The organism is Bartonella sp. LJL80 (assembly GCF_054871565.1).
The window spans coordinates 101,388-117,277 of record NZ_JBTXLM010000005.1 but is presented as its reverse complement, the minus strand read 5'-3'; the positions used below and the strand labels follow the sequence as shown (position 1 = coordinate 117,277).

At 46.5% G+C, this 15,890-nt stretch carries 24 protein-coding genes; 21 read left to right on the top strand and 3 right to left on the bottom strand.

The genetic code is table 11. The features are described 5' to 3' along the window. Positions 1-216: 216 nt before the first annotated feature. The 3 genes from ACYSNS_RS09795 to ACYSNS_RS09785 form a co-directional block, all read right to left on the bottom strand. Positions 217-534 (bottom strand): DCL family protein, encoded by a 318-nt coding sequence (locus tag ACYSNS_RS09795; protein WP_461722975.1) that lies wholly within the window; start codon positions 532-534, stop codon positions 217-219. Between the two features lie 20 nt (positions 535-554). Beyond that, positions 555-1,817 (bottom strand): KilA-N domain-containing protein, encoded by a 1,263-nt coding sequence (locus ACYSNS_RS09790; protein WP_461722974.1) that lies wholly within the window; start codon positions 1,815-1,817, stop codon positions 555-557. Positions 1,818-1,899: 82 nt separating this feature from the next. Further along, positions 1,900-2,547 carry a S24 family peptidase gene (locus ACYSNS_RS09785; RefSeq protein WP_461722973.1) on the bottom strand — a complete coding sequence of 216 codons (648 nt, stop codon included), beginning with the start codon at positions 2,545-2,547 and terminating at the stop codon, positions 1,900-1,902. Positions 2,548-2,855: 308 nt separating this feature from the next. On the opposite strand from ACYSNS_RS09785, the gene ACYSNS_RS09780 reads away from it, so the two are divergent. From ACYSNS_RS09780 to ACYSNS_RS09680, 21 genes are all read left to right on the top strand, one after another. Further along, a complete protein-coding gene (locus ACYSNS_RS09780) occupies positions 2,856-3,077 on the top strand; it encodes a hypothetical protein (RefSeq protein WP_461722972.1) in 222 nt (73 codons plus the stop codon). 411 nt (positions 3,078-3,488) lie between these two features. Further along, positions 3,489-3,869 carry a hypothetical protein gene (locus ACYSNS_RS09775; RefSeq protein WP_461722971.1) on the top strand — a complete coding sequence of 127 codons (381 nt, stop codon included), beginning with the start codon at positions 3,489-3,491 and terminating at the stop codon, positions 3,867-3,869. Continuing rightward, positions 3,866-4,654 (top strand): hypothetical protein, encoded by a 789-nt coding sequence (locus tag ACYSNS_RS09770; RefSeq protein WP_461722970.1) that lies wholly within the window; start codon positions 3,866-3,868, stop codon positions 4,652-4,654. The genes ACYSNS_RS09775 and ACYSNS_RS09770 overlap by 4 nt, the downstream gene beginning before the upstream one ends. Before the next feature lie 4 nt (positions 4,655-4,658). Further along, complete coding sequence (locus tag ACYSNS_RS09765) at positions 4,659-5,015, top strand: hypothetical protein (protein WP_461722969.1); 357 nt, start codon at positions 4,659-4,661, stop codon at positions 5,013-5,015. 8 nt (positions 5,016-5,023) lie between these two features. Continuing rightward, positions 5,024-5,503, top strand: coding sequence for a class I SAM-dependent methyltransferase (locus tag ACYSNS_RS09760; protein ID WP_461722968.1), 480 nt, complete (start codon positions 5,024-5,026; stop codon positions 5,501-5,503). Further along, on the top strand, positions 5,500-5,784 hold the full coding sequence (locus tag ACYSNS_RS09755; RefSeq protein WP_461722967.1) for a DUF2312 domain-containing protein: 285 nt from the start codon (positions 5,500-5,502) through the stop codon (positions 5,782-5,784). The genes ACYSNS_RS09760 and ACYSNS_RS09755 overlap by 4 nt, the downstream gene beginning before the upstream one ends. 152 nt (positions 5,785-5,936) lie before the next feature. Then, entirely contained in the window at positions 5,937-6,218 is a 282-nt protein-coding gene (locus tag ACYSNS_RS09750; protein WP_461722966.1) for a hypothetical protein, read from the top strand. Further along, positions 6,215-6,727 (top strand): ImmA/IrrE family metallo-endopeptidase, encoded by a 513-nt coding sequence (locus ACYSNS_RS09745; protein WP_461722965.1) that lies wholly within the window; start codon positions 6,215-6,217, stop codon positions 6,725-6,727. The genes ACYSNS_RS09750 and ACYSNS_RS09745 overlap by 4 nt, the downstream gene beginning before the upstream one ends. Further along, entirely contained in the window at positions 6,724-7,008 is a 285-nt protein-coding gene (locus ACYSNS_RS09740; protein ID WP_461722964.1) for a hypothetical protein, read from the top strand. The genes ACYSNS_RS09745 and ACYSNS_RS09740 overlap by 4 nt, the downstream gene beginning before the upstream one ends. Beyond that, the gene (locus tag ACYSNS_RS09735; RefSeq protein ID WP_461722963.1) at positions 7,005-7,478 is read left to right on the top strand and encodes a helix-turn-helix domain-containing protein; all 474 of its coding nucleotides are present in this window, start codon (positions 7,005-7,007) and stop codon (positions 7,476-7,478) included. Before ACYSNS_RS09740 ends, ACYSNS_RS09735 begins: the two co-directional genes overlap by 4 nt. Next, positions 7,478-8,083 carry a hypothetical protein gene (locus ACYSNS_RS09730; RefSeq protein ID WP_461722962.1) on the top strand — a complete coding sequence of 202 codons (606 nt, stop codon included), beginning with the start codon at positions 7,478-7,480 and terminating at the stop codon, positions 8,081-8,083. Before ACYSNS_RS09735 ends, ACYSNS_RS09730 begins: the two co-directional genes overlap by 1 nt. Positions 8,084-8,295: 212 nt before the next feature. Continuing rightward, positions 8,296-8,532, top strand: a complete 237-nt coding sequence (locus tag ACYSNS_RS09725; RefSeq protein WP_461722961.1) for a hypothetical protein — start codon at positions 8,296-8,298, stop codon at positions 8,530-8,532. Positions 8,533-8,741: 209 nt separating this feature from the next. Then, positions 8,742-8,975 (top strand): hypothetical protein, encoded by a 234-nt coding sequence (locus ACYSNS_RS09720; protein ID WP_461722960.1) that lies wholly within the window; start codon positions 8,742-8,744, stop codon positions 8,973-8,975. Then, positions 8,962-9,324 carry a hypothetical protein gene (locus tag ACYSNS_RS09715; protein WP_461722959.1) on the top strand — a complete coding sequence of 121 codons (363 nt, stop codon included), beginning with the start codon at positions 8,962-8,964 and terminating at the stop codon, positions 9,322-9,324. Before ACYSNS_RS09720 ends, ACYSNS_RS09715 begins: the two co-directional genes overlap by 14 nt. Before the next feature lies 1 nt (position 9,325). After that, positions 9,326-9,760, top strand: coding sequence for a hypothetical protein (locus tag ACYSNS_RS09710; RefSeq protein ID WP_461722958.1), 435 nt, complete (start codon positions 9,326-9,328; stop codon positions 9,758-9,760). Positions 9,761-9,772: 12 nt separating this feature from the next. Continuing rightward, positions 9,773-10,180 (top strand): hypothetical protein, encoded by a 408-nt coding sequence (locus ACYSNS_RS09705; RefSeq protein WP_461722957.1) that lies wholly within the window; start codon positions 9,773-9,775, stop codon positions 10,178-10,180. Beyond that, positions 10,161-11,408 (top strand): PBSX family phage terminase large subunit, encoded by a 1,248-nt coding sequence (locus tag ACYSNS_RS09700; RefSeq protein WP_461722956.1) that lies wholly within the window; start codon positions 10,161-10,163, stop codon positions 11,406-11,408. The genes ACYSNS_RS09705 and ACYSNS_RS09700 overlap by 20 nt, the downstream gene beginning before the upstream one ends. Next, positions 11,405-13,192 (top strand): anti-CBASS protein Acb1 family protein, encoded by a 1,788-nt coding sequence (locus ACYSNS_RS09695; RefSeq protein ID WP_461722955.1) that lies wholly within the window; start codon positions 11,405-11,407, stop codon positions 13,190-13,192. Before ACYSNS_RS09700 ends, ACYSNS_RS09695 begins: the two co-directional genes overlap by 4 nt. Before the next feature lies 1 nt (position 13,193). Further along, positions 13,194-14,018, top strand: coding sequence for a phage minor head protein (locus tag ACYSNS_RS09690; protein WP_461722954.1), 825 nt, complete (start codon positions 13,194-13,196; stop codon positions 14,016-14,018). Continuing rightward, the gene (locus ACYSNS_RS09685; protein WP_461722953.1) at positions 14,018-14,425 is read left to right on the top strand and encodes an HK97-gp10 family putative phage morphogenesis protein; all 408 of its coding nucleotides are present in this window, start codon (positions 14,018-14,020) and stop codon (positions 14,423-14,425) included. The genes ACYSNS_RS09690 and ACYSNS_RS09685 overlap by 1 nt, the downstream gene beginning before the upstream one ends. 334 nt (positions 14,426-14,759) lie before the next feature. Then, the gene (locus tag ACYSNS_RS09680; protein ID WP_461722952.1) at positions 14,760-15,878 is read left to right on the top strand and encodes a DUF2213 domain-containing protein; all 1,119 of its coding nucleotides are present in this window, start codon (positions 14,760-14,762) and stop codon (positions 15,876-15,878) included. Positions 15,879-15,890: the final 12 nt, after the last annotated feature.

Genomic DNA, 15,890 nt, shown 5'->3' with positions numbered 1-15,890 from the left:
AACGGCGCTCACTGCTGGCACGTGGGGAATGGGGATGGTGACTGAATGGGGGGGGTGCACAGGCATAAGCCTATGTATTGCGGGGATAAAGGGTGGTGCTTTCGTGGTCGGAATTCCGACTTCGTAATCTACCACCGTAAGGCAATAAAAAAACCCGCCGGAGCGGGCGGGGGATTTTAAACGTCATGAATAGCGGATACGAAACAAAGACAACAACTATTTTTTATCGTTCGGATGCGGCTTTAGGCAGTGTCTAATTGAGAAGTCTATTTTATGCCCATTAAACCAAACCGCCCAAAAGCACTTGCCTGAATGCTCAGGAGGTATATTAACTTCAAAATGGTCTATTCCTGGCCCCACTTTTTCATCAGGCTCATCATGGCGTTCTATTAAACCCCTCAAATGTATTTCATCTTTTTCTGATACACGCTCACCTATGTTATAGGCATTCAGCATACGCGTAAAAAAAACTGTAGCTTCGCCGACAGTATCAAATGGCCTACTACTAAGATTAATTTTTCGTGAATTGCCCATAATAACCTCCTTCGCTTTATCTATTCCGAAAAATATTCTTTAATAAATGCTATCCCCTTATCAGTTACCTTAAAACCACCTTTTACGTCCTCAGCATATCCTTGATAGATGAAGTTAGTTTTTGAAGCTTTATGTGATTTTAGATTTCTTACCAGTTGCGAAAACTTACTATCATTACGCCCCTTTAGTATTTCTTTTGTGTCTTCCGGAACAGTAATGTAATTAGGGAATTCATCAATCAATTCTGAAGTTGTTATGAAGCCATCTGGTTTAGTGGCGGCTATCAATATTGTATATTTCCAGAGGTCATCACGCAGATTGATTACTTTATTATCAAATGGCGTTTTGTTGCCTTCAATTTCCGCAATATCATCAGAATTAAATTGGATAGATGAACTTTTATTTTCTGCCTTAGGGCTTGAAATGCTTTGTTTTTGCAACTGCTTTTGAAGCTTTTTAACATCTGGTGCTACAGGCAAGTTTTCTGGTGTAACACCGCTTATTTCAAGCATAGCCTTTCTAACGCGCTCTCCGACCTGATAATGCGCGTTATTAGCAGCAGCTTTATGAGAAATGCCTTCGTTTATGAGTTTTTCTTCTGTTTGCGTAATTCTGAATAAGTTTGCGGCCAGCTCGGCGCTACCCATATGGTCCAGAATGGCTGCTTTTGTCGGCAAACCTTTTGCTTGCCTTATTTTTGATACATTACGGCCACCATACATTCCTTGGTAACCAAATGATTGGAAAACACTAAAGTCCGATCCAGTGATTACGCCGGCGCTACGTGCAGCTGAAGCTAATTTTTTATTGGAAGATGTAACTTGATCCCGCAAATACAATCGTTTTTCATCCTCAGAGATATTCGAAAAATCTGGATATGCAGGTTTTCTATCAGCTATTTCCATCATCCAAGCAACAACCCACTCAGATACCTGAACCGCAAACTCTGGGCTTAGCCAAGTGGCTAGGTTAATTGCCAATTGTGGATGGACCCAAGTCCCTCGTCCACTATTGGGGCCACCCGATATTGTTTGAATTAATAGGTCCCTTCTAATTCGAAGGGACATCTCTAAAGCCTTTAAAAATTCCTCAGTCTCAGCGTTTTTTCGATAATTGCTCCAGTCTTTACCGGCTGCCTTACACATCGCCGTCGCGTTGATGTAACCATCTGTTGCTCGAAGAGCTATGGTTTCGCCATTATGGGAATAAGCTACTATGTCTTTTATACCTTTATATTTAACATCAGCACCTACAGCGTGCCCGCCAGATTCATTGAAAGACATTTAAGTTGTACCCTCCACATAACAATACAACTTAAAATAGATGATTCGCTAAATATATAAAACGCTGACGTTTCGTCTTCCCCTACATATCAATAACAGAGCGCCGGACGCGGCCAATCACTTTGATTGCGCCCTCAAGCTTTGGCGGGTCAATGTTTTCATAAGACGCGGGCTGCCAGGGTGGCGTCTCGGTTGGCCTATGCCGCTTATACGTAGCCTTGCCTGTTTCATCTGCAATGACATAACAGCCGTTTGCTACCAGCCGTCTATCGCGTGTATTTACAAATATGATCGAATCTGGCGGGCTTATTTTATTCATGGAAGGGCCGTCAACACGCAGCGCTATCCACTCCCCTTCTGGAAGATTTACCGTCTCAATAACAGGGTAATCAGATAGATTAGTGACGCTATCTTGTTCCGTCATTTCACCGGCACTAATCCACGAGATAAGAGGAACCGGCTGTATATCATAAACTTCTTCTGATAAATCATTCGGGTCACCTTCACCCAACATCAGCCATTTCAAACTAACGTTGAATGCCTTGGCATAACGCTTACCATCAACCGCTTCAAAACCGTTACGGCCAGCTTCGTGTGCCTTATAATTATTGACATTGATGTCAAGCAAATTGGCTACGGGCGTAGGGCCTGAAAAACCTGCATCTTTCCTGGCTTTGACAAGTCGTTTAGCGCGAGCAATGCGCTCAAGTTTTTTGAGATCTATATTCATGGTCTAAATTATACCCATTTATCGGGTACAAGTAATATCTTTGCGTATTGACAAGTTGAGGGTATATATTGTACCTTTACGCTTATGACACATACAGAAATTATCAATTCATGGCCTTCTTTAAAGGATTTTGCTGACGATATAGGCGTTGCTTATGGGACAGCTAAAGCCATGAGGCGGCGCGGTTCTGTTCCAGCAGTCTACTGGGATGTAATGATATCAAAGGCAGCTTCCCGTCATATTGTTGGGGTATCATATAAAAAGTTGGCAGTGTCCATCGCTCGCCCCTCCAAACAGGAGGACGCAGCATGAAGGCTTTGTACTGGATAGCTCTTATCTTTGTAAAAGCTCTTGAAGTGATGCTTTTTGCAATCATGTTTTTTCTTTTTTGCATTAGCTTTGTATGCGAGAAAATCAGCGAAGCTCTTAATGCTATAGACCGTATAGCATTAAGCCTATGCAGCATGGTTGCTGACTCCCTTGTGGCTAGGGATAAATATCTAAAAGCTAAAATCCGGGGACGCAAATGACCCCCATAACGATTTCAATCAATTCAACTATCACACGGGGCGCATTCCAGCGCGATCTTTCTACTTCACAGTCTCGCCCGTGTAACAGGCAATGGCTGGCTGTGAACTCCCCTTATGCGACGACAAACGAAAGCATACGCACTGAAATAAAAGCCATTGCCGATCTATTCCAATTTCCGCACGAGTTTAACGACTTGCTGTTGTGCGGAAACGGGGCTGGTTGCAGATTCCCCCGCATTGACCAGCCCCGCCCTTTTCGCTCGAACGTCACACATTACCCTAAACAAAACACGTCCGAGCGGTTCAAATCCAATTTCATCAACTCCTGGCTGTCTTTGATCTCCTTTCATGAGTTCAAAAATAGCTTGGGAGTTTTCGTAAATGTCCAAAAATCCTTCGGAGTTTTCCGAAATGTCTGAATTAGTTTTTGCGTCTCAGATTTTGAAAGAGCATATCGCGCCGCGTTCGGTGGGCGACCAGATCAAAGCACGTATTCGGTACGCCGCTCGCAAGCTTGGCTGGTCATACACACGAACGAATGACGTTTGGTATGCAGATGAACGTATTTCATTAAAGCCGCGCGAGTTGCGCCAGATCGAAGATTACACGGGAATTTATTATGGCCGCAAGGAAGCACAAGAGATCGACGATCTTATCAATGCCGCAGACAGTTTCTTTGTGGGCGAAGATGAGAATTTCGTTCGCGCGTTTTTTGCTGCGTTTCGCACGTTCAAGCGCACTCTGGATAGCGCCGGAACTGAAGGCGGAAGCGGAAAGGAAACGTCGGAATGAGCATTGACGCCGCAACTCTTCGTCACCTCTCATCTCTGAAACTATCAGCCGAACAGATGTCCGGCGTTTTGGAAATATTGGCTGGTATCGAAGAAAAAGAGGAAAAGCGCAAGGCGTCTCAACGGGAACGTGTTCGTCGTCATCGTGACAATAAAACCGTTACTGTAACGTTACAGAAACGTGACTGTAACAGTGACAAAACGTTACCCCTTTCCCCTAAAAGAAAGGTCCCCCCATACCCCCCTAAAGAAAATAACCCCTATCCCACGTTTTCGGAAACTATCGTTTCCTCAAACGAAACACGCGCATCGGCAAAACGGGAAATCGAAACTGAATTTCACGGGACCTTCTGGCCAGCCTATCCCCACAAGGTCGGCAAGCCTGTAGCGCTCAAAGCTTTCCTCAAAGCCAGAACGTCAAACAATCTCGAAAGCATCATGGCGGGGCTAAGGGGATACATCGCCCACAAGCCACCTGACAGGTCATGGATGAACCCTGCAACCTTCCTGAACCAAGAACGCTGGAACGACCAACCTGCAACCATCACGGAGCAAAACCATGCAAGCGCTCACACAGACAACCGACCGTCAGCTCGCAAAGTCATCGACGCAATGCGCGGTCTCTCTGATGAATTCAACGCTAGACAAGCTTTCCACGCTCATGAAAGAGGGGTATCCGCCGATTTTCAAGGCTGGCAAGAAGTTGACCCCTTCGCAGATCGAGAAGACCCAACGGATAGTCACAGCGGCCCTCAACTCACTCTCGTTGCCAGCAACGGCAGATGAAATCATGGATCAATTCTATTTGCTCTCAGGTGCCATGAAGCTTCCAAGAGATATGGATGGGGAAAGCGTTGCCAAGGGCTACATGATTGCTCTTGAAGGCTGCTCAAGTTGGTCAATCCGTGAAAGCGTGATCCGCATCATTAAGGGCAATGCAGATGGCTTCAACAAAACATTCATGCCAGCAGCGCCCGAATTGGCCGCTTACTGCCGAGAACTTGAAAGGCTTGAACGGAGTAAAATAGAAGCTATCAAACGCCGCATAAAAGCCGATGAAGAACAATCGCCAGCCGAAAGCATAACGGCAGAACGCTTTCAAGAGCTTCAGGGCGCAATCAACCAATACACAGGAGAGGCAGCATGAGCCAGATAATGGAAAAACCTATTCTCGACGTTTGTTGTGGATCCAAAATGTTTTGGTTTGACAAATCTGATGATCGAGCGATTTACGGCGACATACGCGCTGAAAAACATACGCTTTGCGACGGTCGTACGCTTGAAATCAGCCCTGATATAAATATCGATTTTCGCGACCTGCCATTTGCAGATGATAGTTTTCACCTGGTCGTGTTTGATCCTCCGCACCTTGTAAATGTCGGCGATAAAAGCTGGCTCAAGCTCAAGTATGGGAAGCTAAACAAACAAACATGGCGCGATGATCTGCGCAAAGGATTTTCCGAAGCATTCCGGGTTTTAAAGCCAAACGGAACATTGATTTTCAAGTGGGCGGAAAAGGATATTCCAGTGCGCGAAATCCTCGCCCTTACACCACACAAGCCAGTCATCGGTCATAAATCAGGGAAATCCGCTGGTACACATTGGATTACATTTCTCAAAGGAGCAGCAGCATGACCACACAAACCGAAACAAATACCCCCGGATATGACGCGCATGTTGCGCATGTCGTGGCGTCAGGACAACTTCGTTCTTTCATCGAGCGCATTGAAAACCGAGAGGCTGAAAAGAAAGTCGTAAGCGACGAGATCAAGGACATTTATGCGGAAGCTGAAGGATCCGGCTTTGACAAGAAGACCATGCGCGGAATCATTCGGCTTCGCAAGAAGGAAGAGCATGAGCGTCAGGAAGAGGAAGCCATGACGCAGCTTTACAAAGACGCTCTTGGAATGAAGTGAGGTGGGAAGATGGGTGATTTGCTTTTATTCTCTTTGCAGCTATTGGGCCTTCTATTCCTATGGCTTATCGGGCTTTGTTTAATCATCGCGATATTTACCCCCATAGTTCTTTTTTCATGCGAGATTTTTAATTCAATTAAGGGGCGTAAAAAATGATCTGGCCCTTTCGAAAGCAGGCTGAAAAGACATTCAAAGCGACTGCGTTTGGTCACTATGCAACCGGTGTTTCATGCCGTGAAGTTTACATTAACCTGTTTGAACATGAAGACGGAAGCCGCTCATATACGGAGCACTTTGGCAAGGAATGCGATGGAATACCGGATGATGCGGCATTCAGCGTAAAGGCAGAAGCCGAGGCGTGGCAGTACAAAGGCTCATTGCCCCGGTGTCTGTTCAATGCACTTGACCGCTTTCCTTTGGAGGTGGGCGAATGATGATCGCTGAATTAAATCCAGAGCTGAAGGCCAAAATCGAGCAACACTTGAAAATAGCGCCTGTGAAAATTGGCGATATTGCAAAAGATTTGGGTGTGATCGTTAAACGTTCTGCAAACCTTAAGCGCAGCATTTCCGGCAGCATTAAGAAGGTTGATGGCAGATGGTTTATATACATAAACCGCTTTGAAGCCCCGAACCGGCAACGATACACACTCGCGCATATGCTTTCGCATTTTATCCTTCACCAGCACGTCATTGAAGAATTGGGCGGTGTATTAAACGACAACGTTTTATACAAAAGTGATGCATCCACAGAGATAGATAACGAGGCAAGGCGGCTGGCACTTGAACTTATTGTGCCTAGCGACCTGTTTATAAAACGTCGACAAGAACTTATCCAATCGAACAAAGGAGGCACGGTAGAATGCTTAGCGTCTGAGTTCAGAATACCAAGAGCTATAGCTGCACTTCGCCTCATTGATGTCCATTTGGAGGATAGGCTATGAGACGAGCAGCCAAACGCGACCTATCAGAAAAAGGCATTGTGAGGGTTCTGGAACAACTTCACATGTCCGTCTATCGGCTTAACCAGCCCGTTGACTTGCTCGTTGGTTTTCGAGGCAAGAACTATCTTGTCGAGGTCAAGAGTGGGCGGAAGGGATACGGCAAGGGCCTTAACGACAATCAAACAGAATTTGCCAATAGTTGGCGTGGCGGTGACGTTGTTATCCTGCATGACGAAATCGACGCTTACGACTGGTACAAGATAGTAGCGGGGCAAGCATGAGATTCATAGACGATAGCATACACTTCAAGCCGTCTTACAATCCGGCATTCATTGAAAGAGCCGCCCGCAACAATCGTTTGAGAGCCGTAAAGCGCGAGAATGAAGAGCGAGCTATTGCCGCGAAAGAACGGTTTGAGAAGGCACTGAAGCTGCTTGAAGCAGCCAATCAAACGGAAACAACTGAAACAGTAGAGCCGGTCATAAAGCGCAGCACCTATCAGAAGATTGAGTTCCGCATATGCAAGGCGCTGAAGATTACCCGCAATGAAATCCGCTCAGTACGGCGCGACAGTGAGATAGCTTTTGCGCGGCAAGCAATCATGTATTGGGCCGTCAGGCTAACCCCGCTTTCATACCCCAGAATAGGCGTACTCATGGGCGGGAAAGACCACACAACAATCTTACATGGCGTGAAAGTGTACCGAGTAAAGCGCGCGAAAATGGGCAGAACATTGAGAAAGGCACGATAATGTTCGGACAAGAGACAATCAAAACCAAAGCACGATCAAAAGCAGACAAGTTACGGTCAAAGCGTAGTCGTGGACGGCCAAAACTTGAGGGTATCGAGCGCGAACCTAATGGCCGCCGGTTAAGGGCAAAAAAACCAAAAGAAGCAATTGATAAACTCGCTATCTCAATGCGAGCAAAACATACAGGATTAAGTATGCAACAAGCTAAAGACCCTCGGGCGGCAACCTATATTGGAAGACTTTTCATGATGGGGGTTGAAGGTGGCGGTATAAGCGAAGACCAGTACAATGCAGCGGTAAAGTATCTTGAGATTGACAACAATTTCAAGAAGGCACAGCAATCACCTGGTGCATATTATGACCAGCATAGCAGCGCTGAAGATCCTATGCTTTATGAGGAATTTTGTATCATCGCAAAGCAGAAGTACCAAGCAGCCAAAAAAGCTATTCAAGAGGCGCAATTTGATAACCGTTATGATAATCTTTATGCAGCGCTCCAATATGTTGTAATTGAAGATTTAGAACTGCCATACTTAGTCGGAGCAACGCGCTTGCTTTTAAACGCGCTTGAACGTCATTTTTTTCTTGCAAAAACATGTCACTAATTATTTAATGACAAATACGGCACTACTATAACTGCGTCAAGATTTTAGGCGTTGCGGCTAGACCGCGTTTTCTGATCCAGCATTACCGGCCCATTGGCGTGCCATGGGTTCAAAGGCTACCGAAGAGCAATCTAAGGTGGCCTTTGCTTTATTCGCGTGGGTGCAAGTCAAAACAGTTTGTCTATCAAAAACGGCAGAATGTGAGAGCCAAAATGCGTCCTTGTATTCACTTCGTCGGCTTTCGCGGTGAAGAATACTGGAGTGCAATCAAGGTATTTGGAAAGCCTGACTTTATCCATAGAGGCTGGGATATGAGAGCGCAACGCGAGATTGCTGACGATGATGTTATCGTCTTCGCGATCGGCAACGAGCATCTAGATCCAAGCCGATACAATTACAACGATTTGCAGGAACAACAAGCAACCGATCAACTGACAGACAGACGTTAAAAGCGCGTTGTGACGTTCCTGCTTTCAACACTGAGGCCCAGCATGGCTAAGCAAGTTTATAGACGCGGGCTTTTATTCCCTGCAGGAACCTTAAAGTCAGTTGTAGTGGAGCAGGAAAACGAGGATAGCCCACTTCCTCAATTCGCTGTGGGCGACCGTATATTGTGGGCTTATCCAAATACCGGGAAAATAAAAGTCGAGGCGATCAAATGAGCAAAGGACGCCGCCACTCATTACGCCACCTGTCTAAAGCGAAGGCAAGCAGAGTTATCCAAGGCGAGAGGCTTAGGGCTGAGGGTGTTGAACTCCTTATCGAAGGACTAAACATGCTGCTTGCGGGCCTTCAAGAAGCTTTAGACCAATCTATGTCTTTCAACCGTGCCATATATGGAACTGGGATGAATATGTTCGATCGTATCGAGGCATTACATGCAGATCAATAAGGCATTACTCGAACACATCAGCTTGCACATGAGTGACCTTGAAGTGACCGCACCCGGTGCTACGAGATACATTGCAGTCTTTGAAAGATATAATTTAAAGGGGTGGGGAAGCACTCTCATTTGCCAGGTTGATCGCGAAGGTTCAGATTTATACATAGACCAAGCCCCTCCAGAAAGCGAGCGCGGTTACGTAAACGATATAAAACTAGAACTTTATACAGTAGCAAACAGACGCCTACAATTGGCGGGTATATACACAAGCTATAAAGCCTCAAGGCTACCTAATGGCAAATATAAAATTCTTGCCATCGGAAGCAATGACGGTATCGCGGAAGTGATGTGGGGTTAAAATGCAGATCAATGAAGAAGTATTAAAGCGCCTCGGCTTTACAACGCCTGATGGCTTTGAACTGCAATCTGCAGAGATTGGCACTGATCTTCCTGATTGCGCCAATCCTGATAGAGATGACGTATGCGTGACGGTAACAATGAAGATTGTTGAACCGGGGAAAGGCACCTCAAAAGATAATCCTGAAGATATGGAATGGGCAAGCATTCATTTGCCGATTGTCTCATTCGTCAAAACAGGGCCTATTGAGGTAGAAAGCGTACAATATTTATGTGACTACGGTGTTCTAATCAAACTATCGGCAAACGGTAAAACAGATAAAATCAACGTTGGTGATACGCTTTTAATCACAGCGCGAACAGGCAAAAGCTGGAACGCAAAAGTCGCTAAAATAGAAGACCGCTTTATAGAAGCGTGGATTGATACGATAGCGTAAAGGCGTTTACTCATGACAGATAATCAAAAGCCAATGGGACGCCCTACAGACTTCCGCCCAGAGATGGGAGAAGAGATATTAGCGCTTATGTCCACAGGGTTATCACTTGCTGCGGCAGCCGCTGAAATAGGGATACACCGGCAACGTGTCTATGAATGGGTCGATAGGCATCCAGAATTTGCGGACACTGTAAAGCTCGCACAAGTAAAAAGGCAGGCTTTCCTAGAAAAACGGCTCTTAAATGACGCAGCAACGGGGCCTGTCGTTACATCTACTATTTTCGCACTGAAAAACGCAGGGCCAGAAGACTGGCGGGATAAGCGCGAACTAGACCTACAGTCGAGTGACGGTTCGATGACACCAAAACCAAACGTCATCGAGTTTATAACACCACAGGCAGATGACGAAAGCGACGATTGAAGAGATCCCCAAAATCACGAAGAACTTTGCCCATGAGGCGAGAACACGTGTTTTTAAGGGTGGTCGAGGATCAGGCAAAACAAGAGCACTAGCAAAGCGATCGGCGCTGCGCATTTATCAATTGGCTGAGATGGGTGTCGAAGGCGTCTTTCTCGCTTCACGTGAGCATTTAAACAGTCTCGATGAAAGCTCGATGGAAGAGATTAAAGCGGCCATACGTTCAGAACCATGGCTGCACGATTATTTCGAACTTGGCGAAAAATACATAAGGACGAAAAATAGACGTATCAGTTATGTGTTCGCTGGATTGCGTCATAATCTCGATAGCATCAAATCGAAAGCCCGCATCATTGGCAACTGGACAGATGAAGCGGAAAACGTTTCCGAGGTAGCTTGGCGCAAGCTGATACCAACACTGCGAGAACAAGGCTCAAACTGGAAAGCTGAAAACTGGATTAGTTACAATCCTGAAAGCCCTGATAGTGCTACTCATAAGCGGTTCATCGAAAAACAACCTGATGATTGTGTTGTAACGGACGTAAACTGGTCGGATAACCCTTGGTTTCCAGATATACTCAACACACAGCGTCTCGAAGATCAACGGTTACGACCAGAGATTTATGACCATGTGTGGGAAGGCCAGTTTCTAACGCTGACAGATGCGCAAGTGTTTGCTGGTAAATATCGGATATCCGAGTTTGAATTATCACCCTCATGGGATGGGCCATATCAAGGCGGTGACTTTGGTTTCAGCCAAGACCCAACGGCTGCGGTTCGATGCTACATATCAGGTGATGTTCTGTATGTGAGCCATGAGGCTTATAAGACAAAGCTTGAACTTGATGACACAGCAACATTCATAAGCGGGAAGATTCCTGATTTCGGTCGATATGTGACGCGATGGGATAATGCTAGGCCGGAAAGTATAAGCTATCTCAAGCGTCATGGCTTGCCCAGATCAGAAGCGGTCGCGAAATGGAAAGGCAGCGTGGAGGACGGAGTTCAGTTTCTTCGCTCATTCCGCGAGATCGTTATTCATTCGCGCTGCAGCAATTTAGCAAGAGAGTTCAGGCTTTACAGCTACAAGACAGACAGAAACACGGGTGATGTATTGCCGGTGATAATAGACGCGTTCAATCACGGGATAGACGCCCTACGCTATAGCGTTAATCCGATGATTAAGAGGCAAGGCTATTCAGCCGCGGATATGGCAAAGGCTTTTTCATGACAAAAAAAAATAAAGGCCAAGTGCTGACATTCGATGGCTTTGCCAATGTGATTGCTGGTCTTGGCGCCGCTAATCCAAAGCAGTCCGCAGATACCTATATAAACAACTGCGATTGCCAGTCTTTAGAAAACGCTTACCGCTTTTCGACATGGTTTAAAAAGATCGTTACGGTTCCCGCCAAAGATGCAACGCGACAAGGCCGGACGTGGAAAGCTGAAAAAGAGCAAGTGACTGCTATTGAAGCCGTCGAGAAGAAGCATGGCGTACTAAAGAAGGTGCAACAAGCAATCATATGGCAGCGTTTATATGGCGGCGCTGTGATGGTTATCGGAGGCTTGACAGGTTCGAACGAAGAAGAGCTTCAGCTCGATACAGTCGGCAAGAGCGCTCTCAAAAGCATCACAGTGCTATCCAAAGAGCAGATAGGTTACAGCAATCTAATCAGCGACCCGTTTTCGCCCTGGTATGGTAAGCCTCATAGCTGGACGATAAACACCAATGACGGACAATCGGTCAACCTTCACCCCTCCCGCGTAATCCTATTCAACGGCGACAAGGTGGCTTCAAACAATAATACGACTTTATGGGGCGATAGTATTTGGGCACACATGCGCGACAGTGTGACGGCAAGTGATGCTGGCGCTTCGGTTATCGCTGCACTAATGAAGGAAGCCAAGGTTGATATCTACGGGCTGCCCGATATGATTGGAATGATGGCCGATGGTGAAGGCGAACAGGCCATTATGAAACGCTTCATGATGACCAATGTTCTCAAGAGCGTGACAAACTCGGTCATTAAAGACGCAGAAGATACGTGGGATCAAAAGCAAATCAATTTTAGCGGCTTGCCTGATGTTATGACAACACTCCTAACCATCATGGCGGGCGCAGCCGATATTCCAGTAACACGACTAATTGGCAAGAGTGCCAGCGGCTTGGCGGCTACTGGTGAGCACGATCTGGTCAATTATTATGACAATATCAGGTCGATGCAGGAAATGGAGATAACGCCAGCAATAGAAACGCTGGACGAGATTATCATTCGTTCTGCTCTCGGTTCGCGCCCCGATGAGATCCATTATGAATGGGATAGCCTCTGGCAGCCGACAGAAAAGGAACAGGCCGAAACTGCAAAGATCAAAGCCGAAACAACTGTTGCCTATGTCAATAGCGGTTTGTTGCCAACGTCTGCTTTGTCTACTGGTGTTCAAAACCAGCTTGTAGAGGATGGAACATATCCCGGTCTTGAACAAGCAATGCAGGATGCCGAGAACGACCTATCGTTGCCTGACATAACAGAGGAAGAAGTGGAGCGATCGCTGAACGTATCAGATGCGGCTCCAAAACCATTATACGTAAGCCGCAAGGTCAAAAATGCAAAAGACATTTTAGCATGGGCAAAGATGCAAGGTTTCGAAACTACTTTAAAGCCTGATGACTTGCATGTAACTATCGCTTATTCGAGAAATCCTGTAGATTGGATGAAAGTCGGCGAGTCTTGGCAAAACGAGATCACGATAAGCGAAGGCGGACCACGTTTAATAGAGAAATTTGGTGACGCAGTTGTTCTCCTTATTTCGTCGAATGAACTGTCATGGCGTCATAAAGAGATTAGAGAGGCTGGCGCTTCGTGGGATTATGACGAGTATCAACCGCATATAACTATTTCATACAATTCAGAGAATTTGAATATAGATAGCATGTCGCCATATCAGGGTGAAATTATCTTTGGGCCAGAGATTTTTGAGGAATTAGGCACTGAAGACCTTATCGAAGAGGTTTGATGTGCAGAAGATTGATTTAAAGCGCCAGATTAAAGCCAAAGGAAGCCATAGAGCGCAAATCGACGCGCCTTTGATAAACACCACCAAAGCACAAAAAAACGATCTGGCGAGGCTCTATGTCAATATCGTGCGCATATGGCAGCAGGGTTCAAAGGAACAGATAATTCCTGAGTATCAACGGTCGCTGGAGCAGGCTAGTTCAAATGACGGCATGATAGCGGATAGAGCAAGCGATCTCGAAGTTATCATTGAAGCTATAGAGAGCGCCGCAGTACAGGCGACGTTCACCTTCCGCAATCTATTCCGTTCATGGTCGCAATCCTTCCAGTTGTGGCATATGCGGCGTTTTATACGAAGCATTCTTTACGCGACGAATGTTGACCTATCAACGCAGATAAGCGGCGATGACGTTACAGAGACTATGGAAGACATCTTGGCTCGGAACGTTGCGCTTGTCCGTGACGTATCCAATCAAACGCGCGGGCGGATTGCAGATATAGTATTCAGGGGGCTACAGAACAGAACGCCAGTGAGAGACGTTGCGAAGCAGATAAGCGCGGCAACGGGCATGGCAAGAGACCGGTCATTGCGCATAGCCAGCGACCAGACTGTCAAGCTTTCATCTGAATTGGATAAACAACGCCAGTTGCAAATGGGCATGACCGATTTTGAATGGATCCATTCTGGCAAGAAACACTACAGGCCGGAACACTTGGCGAGGAATGGCAAGATTTTTTCTTGGACAAGTGAAGTCGCCAAAACCGACCCGCCCGGGCACGCCCCGTTTTGTGGCTGTAAGGCTAAAGGCAAGCTAAGGTTAGTTTGATGGCAAAAATCAAAGGTGCCGACAGGTTCCAAAAGCGATTGCGCGGGATGCGTGATATGAAGCAGGTTGTCGCAGCGCTCTATGCGGCAGGACAAGATATTGAGATCGAAGCCGAACGATCAATAACGCAAGGTAGCGTATCGGGAAAAGGGCACGTTCCCTCTCGTCCTGGACAGCCACCAAACGCTGATACACGCTATCTCGATACAAATATTGAAACGACTATCGAAGCGCAAAACCCACCGACCGTTCATGTCACTTCACATGCGCCTTATTCCGCTGCTTTGGAATACGGGACGAGTAAGATGGCAGAGCGTCCGTTTCTTCGTCCTGCCGTAGAAAAAAACCGCAAGAATATAACTGAAAAAGTCAAAGAGGCGGTGAATATTACTATTCGGCGGTCGTAATTTTCTTCAAGCACTTTAACGGCAGGTAAAAGCTATCATCATCATGAAGCGTTGATGCAAAACGATAGGGTTCCGAAGTCGTCCCGAATTTACTATCGGTAGGAGTATACGCTACGTCGTCTTGAGTTCTATGCAAAACAGCATGCCCGCTTTTTATTTCGCATATCGTTGCTGTCCCGAGCTTAGTTGAACTGTGAATAGGTTCTGGACTAATCCACGATATAAACTGCACTCTATCGCCTTCTTTCAAGTTCTGATCATCATTCTCTGAGAGAACCCAGAAATATAATATTTTCTCTTCCATTTTTTTCCCTTAAAAAGAAGTTATCTGACCATGCAATTCACTGACAGATTAACTCTGGACGGCGTTCGCCGTACCGGTGACGGATACCTTGTTGCTACTCCAAAGGTGGCACGAACTGGCATTCAAGTCTATGCCGGATATGAGGTGGACCCACAGGATATTCATGGGCTGCGCGATAAAGCCACGGTCAATGTCTACCGCCCAGAAGATGAAGTGTTCCACGCTGATGCTCTCAAGTCATATGCGCATCGACCAGTAACAAACGATCACCCGCCTGTCATGGTCGATGCTTCAAATTGGAAACAATACGCAATCGGACAAACCGGCGACGAGATCGCCCGTGACGGTGATAGCATTCGCGTTCCTCTTGTCCTGATGGATGAAGCAGCGATCAATGACGTTGAAGGCGGTAAGCGCGAATTGTCCATGGGATATAGCGCTGAACTCGTTTTCGGCGACGGCGTAACGCCGGAAGGCCAGCCTTACCAAGTCAAGCAAACCAATCTCCGCATGAACCATCTTGCAGTCGTCACCGCTGCGAGAGGCGGTTCAACACTCAAAATCGGTGACAATGATATGAAAGGAAATCGGTCAATGAGTAACCGAACGATCCAAGTTGATGGCCTTCCGGTGGAATTGGCCGATAAGGACGCTGCTATTGTCGAAAAAGAGTTGAATAAGCTCAAAGAACAGGTTGCAGCAAAAGAAGAGGAACTGGCAGAAGCCAAGAAAGCATCTGATGCAAAAGATGCACAAATGGCAGCTAAGGACGCCGAAATCGACGCTCTCAAAGGCGAGGTATTGGACGCAGCCGCACTTGATGCCCGCGTTGCAGCCCGTGCCGAACTCATTGCTGTGGCCAAGGATATTGCGCCAGATGTGAAAACGGCTGGTCTATCCGATGCCGACATTCGCAAGGCGGTTGTGGTTTCCAAGATTGGCGATGAAGCCATGAAAGACAAGCCAGAAGCCTATATCGACGCCCGTTTCGATATTCTGGCGGATACAGCCAAGAAAACCACAGACAGCAACAACGCTCTTCGTGGTGCGATTGCTGGTATCAAAATAGATGCAAGCGATTCATTAAGCGCAGAAAAGACTGCGCATCAGGCAATGATTGACCGCCTCAACCGCAAAAAATCAGCATAAGGAGAAATAGCC

Coding starts and splice junctions, on each gene's coding strand:
- ACYSNS_RS09730 (WP_461722962.1), top strand. CDS start 7,478: ATGTTCGGACAAGAGACAATCAAAACCAAAGCACGATCAAAAGCAGAC.
- ACYSNS_RS09725 (WP_461722961.1), top strand. CDS start 8,296: ATGCGTCCTTGTATTCACTTCGTCGGCTTTCGCGGTGAAGAATACTGG.
- ACYSNS_RS09785 (WP_461722973.1), bottom strand. CDS start 2,547: ATGAATATAGATCTCAAAAAACTTGAGCGCATTGCTCGCGCTAAACGA.
- ACYSNS_RS09755 (WP_461722967.1), top strand. CDS start 5,500: ATGACCACACAAACCGAAACAAATACCCCCGGATATGACGCGCATGTT.
- ACYSNS_RS09770 (WP_461722970.1), top strand. CDS start 3,866: ATGAGCATTGACGCCGCAACTCTTCGTCACCTCTCATCTCTGAAACTA.
- ACYSNS_RS09720 (WP_461722960.1), top strand. CDS start 8,742: ATGAGCAAAGGACGCCGCCACTCATTACGCCACCTGTCTAAAGCGAAG.
- ACYSNS_RS09685 (WP_461722953.1), top strand. CDS start 14,018: ATGGCAAAAATCAAAGGTGCCGACAGGTTCCAAAAGCGATTGCGCGGG.
- ACYSNS_RS09795 (WP_461722975.1), bottom strand. CDS start 534: ATGGGCAATTCACGAAAAATTAATCTTAGTAGTAGGCCATTTGATACT.
- ACYSNS_RS09765 (WP_461722969.1), top strand. CDS start 4,659: ATGGATCAATTCTATTTGCTCTCAGGTGCCATGAAGCTTCCAAGAGAT.
- ACYSNS_RS09735 (WP_461722963.1), top strand. CDS start 7,005: ATGAGATTCATAGACGATAGCATACACTTCAAGCCGTCTTACAATCCG.
- ACYSNS_RS09780 (WP_461722972.1), top strand. CDS start 2,856: ATGAAGGCTTTGTACTGGATAGCTCTTATCTTTGTAAAAGCTCTTGAA.
- ACYSNS_RS09740 (WP_461722964.1), top strand. CDS start 6,724: ATGAGACGAGCAGCCAAACGCGACCTATCAGAAAAAGGCATTGTGAGG.
- ACYSNS_RS09695 (WP_461722955.1), top strand. CDS start 11,405: ATGACAAAAAAAAATAAAGGCCAAGTGCTGACATTCGATGGCTTTGCC.
- ACYSNS_RS09790 (WP_461722974.1), bottom strand. CDS start 1,817: ATGTCTTTCAATGAATCTGGCGGGCACGCTGTAGGTGCTGATGTTAAA.
- ACYSNS_RS09750 (WP_461722966.1), top strand. CDS start 5,937: ATGATCTGGCCCTTTCGAAAGCAGGCTGAAAAGACATTCAAAGCGACT.
- ACYSNS_RS09745 (WP_461722965.1), top strand. CDS start 6,215: ATGATGATCGCTGAATTAAATCCAGAGCTGAAGGCCAAAATCGAGCAA.
- ACYSNS_RS09715 (WP_461722959.1), top strand. CDS start 8,962: ATGCAGATCAATAAGGCATTACTCGAACACATCAGCTTGCACATGAGT.
- ACYSNS_RS09710 (WP_461722958.1), top strand. CDS start 9,326: ATGCAGATCAATGAAGAAGTATTAAAGCGCCTCGGCTTTACAACGCCT.
- ACYSNS_RS09705 (WP_461722957.1), top strand. CDS start 9,773: ATGACAGATAATCAAAAGCCAATGGGACGCCCTACAGACTTCCGCCCA.
- ACYSNS_RS09700 (WP_461722956.1), top strand. CDS start 10,161: ATGACGAAAGCGACGATTGAAGAGATCCCCAAAATCACGAAGAACTTT.
- ACYSNS_RS09680 (WP_461722952.1), top strand. CDS start 14,760: ATGCAATTCACTGACAGATTAACTCTGGACGGCGTTCGCCGTACCGGT.
- ACYSNS_RS09775 (WP_461722971.1), top strand. CDS start 3,489: ATGTCTGAATTAGTTTTTGCGTCTCAGATTTTGAAAGAGCATATCGCG.
- ACYSNS_RS09760 (WP_461722968.1), top strand. CDS start 5,024: ATGGAAAAACCTATTCTCGACGTTTGTTGTGGATCCAAAATGTTTTGG.